Origin of the sequence: Campylobacter sp. (assembly GCF_017646085.1) — a bacterium.
Classification (GTDB): Bacteria; Campylobacterota; Campylobacteria; order Campylobacterales; family Campylobacteraceae; genus Campylobacter.
This window is the reverse complement of the sequence record NZ_JAGCNF010000148.1, coordinates 1-5,810: the sequence shown is the minus strand read 5'-3', so window position 1 is coordinate 5,810 and position 5,810 is coordinate 1. Positions and strand designations below refer to the sequence as shown.

Annotated in this window: 6 protein-coding genes and 1 pseudogene; 3 read left to right on the top strand and 4 right to left on the bottom strand. The window is 33.0% G+C overall.

Going from position 1 to position 5,810, the window contains the following annotated elements; all coding sequences use genetic code 11:
* A pseudogene (locus J6V67_RS07490) lies at positions 1 to 166 on the top strand (RNA pseudouridine synthase); the annotation flags it as partial.
* A gap of 4 nt (positions 167 to 170) precedes the next feature.
* On the opposite strand, the gene J6V67_RS07485 reads toward J6V67_RS07490, so the two are convergent.
* The 4 genes from J6V67_RS07485 to hisF all read right to left on the bottom strand — a co-directional run bounded on the left by J6V67_RS07485 (position 171) and on the right by hisF (position 3,007).
* The gene (locus J6V67_RS07485; protein WP_291860952.1) at positions 171 to 401 is read right to left on the bottom strand and encodes a hypothetical protein; all 231 of its coding nucleotides are present in this window, start codon (positions 399 to 401) and stop codon (positions 171 to 173) included.
* 214 nt (positions 402 to 615) lie between these two features.
* On the bottom strand, positions 616 to 1,692 hold the full coding sequence (rlmN, locus tag J6V67_RS07480; protein WP_291860949.1) for a 23S rRNA (adenine(2503)-C(2))-methyltransferase RlmN: 1,077 nt from the start codon (positions 1,690 to 1,692) through the stop codon (positions 616 to 618).
* The gene (locus J6V67_RS07475) at positions 1,689 to 2,219 is read right to left on the bottom strand and encodes a purine-nucleoside phosphorylase (protein WP_291860955.1); all 531 of its coding nucleotides are present in this window, start codon (positions 2,217 to 2,219) and stop codon (positions 1,689 to 1,691) included. The genes rlmN and J6V67_RS07475 overlap by 4 nt, the downstream gene beginning before the upstream one ends.
* A 26-nt stretch (positions 2,220 to 2,245) precedes the next feature.
* On the bottom strand, positions 2,246 to 3,007 hold the full coding sequence (gene hisF / locus J6V67_RS07470; RefSeq protein WP_291860946.1) for an imidazole glycerol phosphate synthase subunit HisF: 762 nt from the start codon (positions 3,005 to 3,007) through the stop codon (positions 2,246 to 2,248).
* A gap of 63 nt (positions 3,008 to 3,070) precedes the next feature.
* Here hisF and rsmA point away from each other — a divergent pair, with 63 nt between their 5' ends.
* On the top strand, positions 3,071 to 3,877 hold the full coding sequence (rsmA, locus tag J6V67_RS07465) for a 16S rRNA (adenine(1518)-N(6)/adenine(1519)-N(6))-dimethyltransferase RsmA (RefSeq protein WP_291860944.1): 807 nt from the start codon (positions 3,071 to 3,073) through the stop codon (positions 3,875 to 3,877).
* Positions 3,846 to 5,810: ribonuclease J (locus tag J6V67_RS07460; RefSeq protein WP_291860941.1), on the top strand; the 1,965-nt coding region annotated here is incomplete at its 3' end. The genes rsmA and J6V67_RS07460, both read left to right, overlap by 32 nt.

The following is a 5,810-nucleotide window of genomic DNA, read 5'->3' as shown; positions in this document are numbered from 1 at the left end:
GCTTGAACGATGTGATATAGAGAGAATTTTAGATGGCAAGATGAGTGAAAACGAGCGTATTGAAAAGAGTGGGGCTAATAGACTTATGCTTCACTCAAATCGGCTCAAATTTAACTATAATGGAACTGAATTTGATATCAGTTCCAAGATGGAATTTGGATTATAAATTTCTAGTAATTAAGTAAGTAATCTGTCATTGCATTTGGATCATTGCTTCTTAAGGCTTTAAAGAATGCTCGATCCTCGGCTTCTCTTTGAGCTTTATCTATTTTATCATTTAGCTTATCAATTTTATTTGATAATTCTCTATATTCATAACTAGAGGAGTTATAAGATAAGTCATATGCGTTGGCAGAGATAGCGCTTGCAACTAGGGCGATAAATAGAACAAATTTTTTCATTGTTACTCCTTTGTAATTTAAAAAAAGAGTATTCTACCCTCTCCCTCCCCCTAACTTAAAATATGATTAAAACTATAAAAAATAGTTAAATTGTTAAAGATGAGTTAGGGGCAGATTAATTAGTATCAAAATTCATTTATCTGATTTTATCACATATATCATTCCGATTAAGCCAATGGTAACAACAATAATAATAAATATAAGTTGAATCATATCAAGTAGTGGCACTATTTTCTCCCTTGCTTCTCTCTTTTAGCTGACCACAAGCAGCACTGATATCTAATCCTTTGCTTTGCCTAATAGTACATGTGACTCCACGAGATTGAAGATAATCTCTAAATTTTTCCACATTTTCAATGCTTGGTCTTTGATATGGGCTACCTTCGTGCGGATTAAATAGAATTAAATTTACCTTCGCTTTTATTCCATGAAGTAGCTTAACTAAGGCTTTTGCATCATTTTGACTATCATTTACCTTATCCATTATTAAATATTCGAACATAACTCGTTTTCTCATATCTATTGGAAATTCACGTACTGCATCCATTACGCTAGCAATATTATAGGCTTTATTTACAGGCATTAATTTCTCACGTAATTCATCTGTAACAGCATGTAATGATATTGCCAAAAGTACACCAAGATCAAGTTCGCCAAGTTTTTTAATCTGACTAGCTAATCCACTTGTGCTAATAGTTTGGCGGCGTGCACCAATAGCCAAACCATCATTATCTTTTAGGATATTTACAGCTTTTGCTACATTTTTTAGATTATCTAGCGGTTCGCCCATACCCATATATACTATATTTACACGTCTTTCATATGGAATTCTATTCTCTCTTTTTATCCATAGAATTTGTCCTACGATTTCTCCTGCAGTTAGATTGCGAATGAAGCCACCTTTGGCTGTTAAGCAAAAACTACATCCCATTTTACAGCCTACTTGAGAACTTACGCAGATTGTGTATCTAGCATGTTTTTGTATCTTACCATTTTCATCTATTATCTCTTCTTTCATCGGAAGTAAAACACTTTCAATTGTCTTTCCATCACGTAATTTAAAGAGATATTTAATACTACCATCACTGCTAATTTCATTTTTGATTATTTCGAGTGGTTCTATATAAAATTCATACTTTAAACTCTCTCTAAGATCTTTTGGCAAGCTGCTCATCTCATCAAATGATCTTGCATTTTTTTTATATATCCACTCGTAAATTTGCTTTGTTCTAAATTTTGGCTGGATAAATTCAGACAGCTCTGCCTGAGTGTAATCAAGCAAATTTTTCATATAATTCCTTTTGATTTTAGATATTTTGTAATTATTTCTTTGGCTTGTGGATAATTTTTAATAAAATCATCATGTGCATTTTCATTACAGTAGTTTGTGGAGCATAGAATGCATTCAAAATCTATTTTGAATAAATTTGCTACACATCCTACACTGTAAGCTTCCATATTTTCAGCCGTGAAACCTAAATTTTTAAATTTTTTTGAAATTTCAGCTGAATTTGTAATGAAATTTGATGAATTTATTAAAATTGTTTTTTGTGAAACATTAGGTAAATTTATCTTGATAGGAGTGTAGCTAAGCCCCATAATTCCACTAATTTCATAGTTAAATGCTAAAGAACTTTGGTAAATTTTAAGCAAACTTTCATTGCCATAAATTCCGCAACTTCCAATAAATATAATCTTTTTTGGTAGTTGTTTTAAATTAAGTAAAATTTTAGTTAAATTTATTGCCGGTTCAACCATTCCAATTCCAATTGTTGTAGCAAATTGAAAACTCTCCATTTCTCCAGCACAAACTATCAAAGTATTGCTATTAAGCTTATTTTGACTCAAATTCTAACCCCGATTCCATTATCTTTTAAGAATTTTTTTAATTTCATAATTTCAATCTCTTTATAATGAAATATGCTAGCTGCAAGCGCTGCATCAGCACCATTTTTAAAAGCTTGCAATATATGCTCCATTGTCCCTGCGCCTCCACTTGCTATAACAGGAATTTGAACTGAATTTGATATGGCTGATGTTATGTTTAAGTCATATCCAGCTTTGGTTCCATCACTATCCATAGAAGTTAAAAGTATCTCTCCAGCGCCTAAATCATAAACTTTTTTAGCCCATTCTATTGCATCTAGTCCAGTATCTTTACGTCCTCCGTGGACAAATACATTATAACTGCCTTTATCATTTTTTTTGACATCTATGGCTACTACGATGCATTGAGAGCCAAATTTATTAGCAGCTTCATAGATTAAATTTGGATTATCTACAGCTGATGAATTTAGACTGACTTTATCACAGCCAACATTTAATAGCTTTGAAATATCATCTATTTTACGAATCCCTCCACCTACAGTAAGCGGGATAAATAATTGTTTTGCAACTTCTTCTACGACATGTACTATAGTATCTCTTCCATCGCTACTAGCTGTAATATCTAAAAAACATAGTTCATCAGCGCCCTCATCGTTATATCTTTTAGCTACTTCGATTGGGTCACCAGCATCTTTTAATCCTACAAAATTAACACCTTTGACAACTCTACCATTATTTACATCCAAACACGGTATGATTCTTTTTGCGAAATTTTCCATTTTTAAAACTTTTTATTTTTATTTTACTATAAATTCAGTCAAATTTAGCTAAAATAGCTACCTATGATACGTGCAAAAAAGAAATTTGGTCAGAATTTTTTAACCGATGAGAGCATAAAGCGTCAAATCATCCAAGCGATTCCCAATGATTTAGAAAGGATCGTAGAGATTGGGCCTGGCTTAGGTGATTTAACACAAAAGCTTGTACAACTTAGTGGGAAAATCGAGTGTTTTGAGATAGACAGTGAGCTTTATGAAATTTTACTAGATAAATTTGCTGGTGAAATTTCACAGCATAAACTAAAAATAACTAATGCCGATGCCCTTGAATCTTGGCATGAGATATCTAGGCAGGACTATTTTTTAGTAGCAAATTTGCCATACTATGTAGCGACAAATATGATATTAAAAGCGCTTAGCGATAGCAGATGCAAAGGGCTTGTTGTTATGATTCAAAAAGAGGTAGCTTTGAAATTTAGTGCACAACCAGGCGATAGCGAGTTTAGTGCTTTGGCTATTTTAGCTGGAGTTAGGGGTGATGTAGAGTTGCTCTTTGATGTGCCTGCAACTGCGTTTAATCCAGAGCCAAAGGTTGTCTCAGCGGTGATTAGAATTATTAAAGATAGAAATTTAGTAGAGGATTTTGAGCTTGGTGAATTTGAGCGGTTTTTAAGGTCTGCGTTTGTTGCTCCACGTAAAACTTTACTTAAAAATTTAGCTTGTTTTTGCTCAAAGTCTATTGTAGAGAGCTTTTTGGCCAAGCATAATTTACCGCTTACTACTCGTCCTCATGAGCTTTGTGTCGCCTTATATTTAAAACTATTTAAAGAGGCTAAAAATGAACGAAGAGAATACACAAACTCTAGGTGAAAAACCTAGTAAAAAAAGAAGATATCGTAACCACAAAGATAATCTTAAAAAAGAGGCAAATCAAGCTAAAACAAATTTAAAAGCTGGTGAATCGACTCAAACTGCTCAAGATGTTGAAGCAAAAGAGCAAAAAAAGAGCAAAAAACGTCGCAAAAATAACAATCCTACAATTAAAATAGGTGGCAATGAAGAGTGGCAAAAGGATATGAAAATAGCAATTGAAGCTAATAAAGCTAGTCATGAATTGCGCCTTGAACCGCTTAAATATCTAAATTCAGCTGAACATAAAATTATTATAACTCCACTTGGCGGTCTTGGTGAGATCGGTGGAAATATGACTATATTTGAGACAAATAATGATGCTATTATTATCGATATTGGTATGAGCTTTCCTACTGAAGGTATGCATGGTGTAGATATTTTGGTACCTGATTTTGATTATGTAAGAAAGATAAAAAACAAAATCAGAGGTATCATCATAACTCATGCTCATGAAGATCATATTGGCGCTGTGCCATATTTTTTCAAAGAATTTCAATTTCCAATTTATGCTACTCCGCTTCCATTAGGTATGATTAGCAATAAATTTGAAGAGCATGGATTAAAATCATTTAGAAGCTACTTTCGCCCAATTGAAAAAAGAAAGGTCTATGAGCTTGGAGATTTTGAGTTTGAATTAATTCATATCACGCACTCTATTATCGATGCAAGTGCGTTAGCTATCACGACAAAAGCCGGTACAATCATTCATACAGGAGATTTCAAGATAGATCATACCCCAATTGATGGATATCCAACTGATTTAAATCGTCTTGCTTATTATGGTGAAAAGGGTGTTTTATGTCTTTTAAGCGATTCAACAAATAGCTATAAAGATGGCATTACAAAGAGTGAAAGTAGCGTTGGAAAGACTTTTGATTCTATCTTTGCTTCGGCTAAGGGTAGAGTGATTATGAGCACATTTAGTTCAAATATCCATAGAGTATATCAAGCCATTGAGCGTGGTATAAAACATGGTAGAAAAGTTTGCGTAATAGGCAGAAGTATGGAGCGCAATCTATGGACAGCTATTGAGCTTGGATATGTAAATTTAGATCGTAAAATATTCATAGATGCAAATGAGGTAAGCAAATATCCAGATAATGAAGTTTTAATTGTAACTACTGGAAGTCAAGGTGAGACAATGAGCGCATTATATAGAATGGCTACTGATGAGCATAAATATATTAAAATCAAGCCTACAGATCAAGTTATTATTAGTTCAAAAGCAATTCCTGGAAATGAAACTAGCGTATCTACGATTTTAAATTTCTTGCTTAAAAGTGGAGCAAATGTAGCTCATCAAGATTTTAGTGAGATTCATGTCAGCGGCCATGCGGCTCAAGAGGAGCAAAAGCTTATGCTAAGACTTATTAAACCTAAATTTTTCTTACCAGTTCATGGAGAGTATAATCATATCGTAAAACATAAAGAGACTGCGATGAGCTGTGGTATCGATGAGAGAAATATATATTTAATGAGCGATGGAGATCAAGTTGAAGTATGCCAACGCCATATCAAAAGAGTAAAAACGGTTAAAACTGGTAAGGTATTTATAGATAATCAAATTAATAAGCAAATTGCTGATGATGTAGTAATTGATCGTCAAAAGTTAGCTGAGGCCGGAGTTGTTACCATCATTTCACAAATCGATAAAAATGCTAAAACTCTAATTCATAATAGAGTAATTAGCTATGGATTAGTAAGTGAAAGACATACAAGAAGCCTAAGTAAAGAGCTTGAAGAGTTATTACTACAATTTTTAACTAATGTCAAAGATGATATGCTAAATGACCAAAGAGCATTAGAAAACCAAATTCGTCAAGTTATTAGAAAGCATATATTTAGAAAACTTAAAAAATATCCGACAATTGTACCAGTTGTCTATCTAATG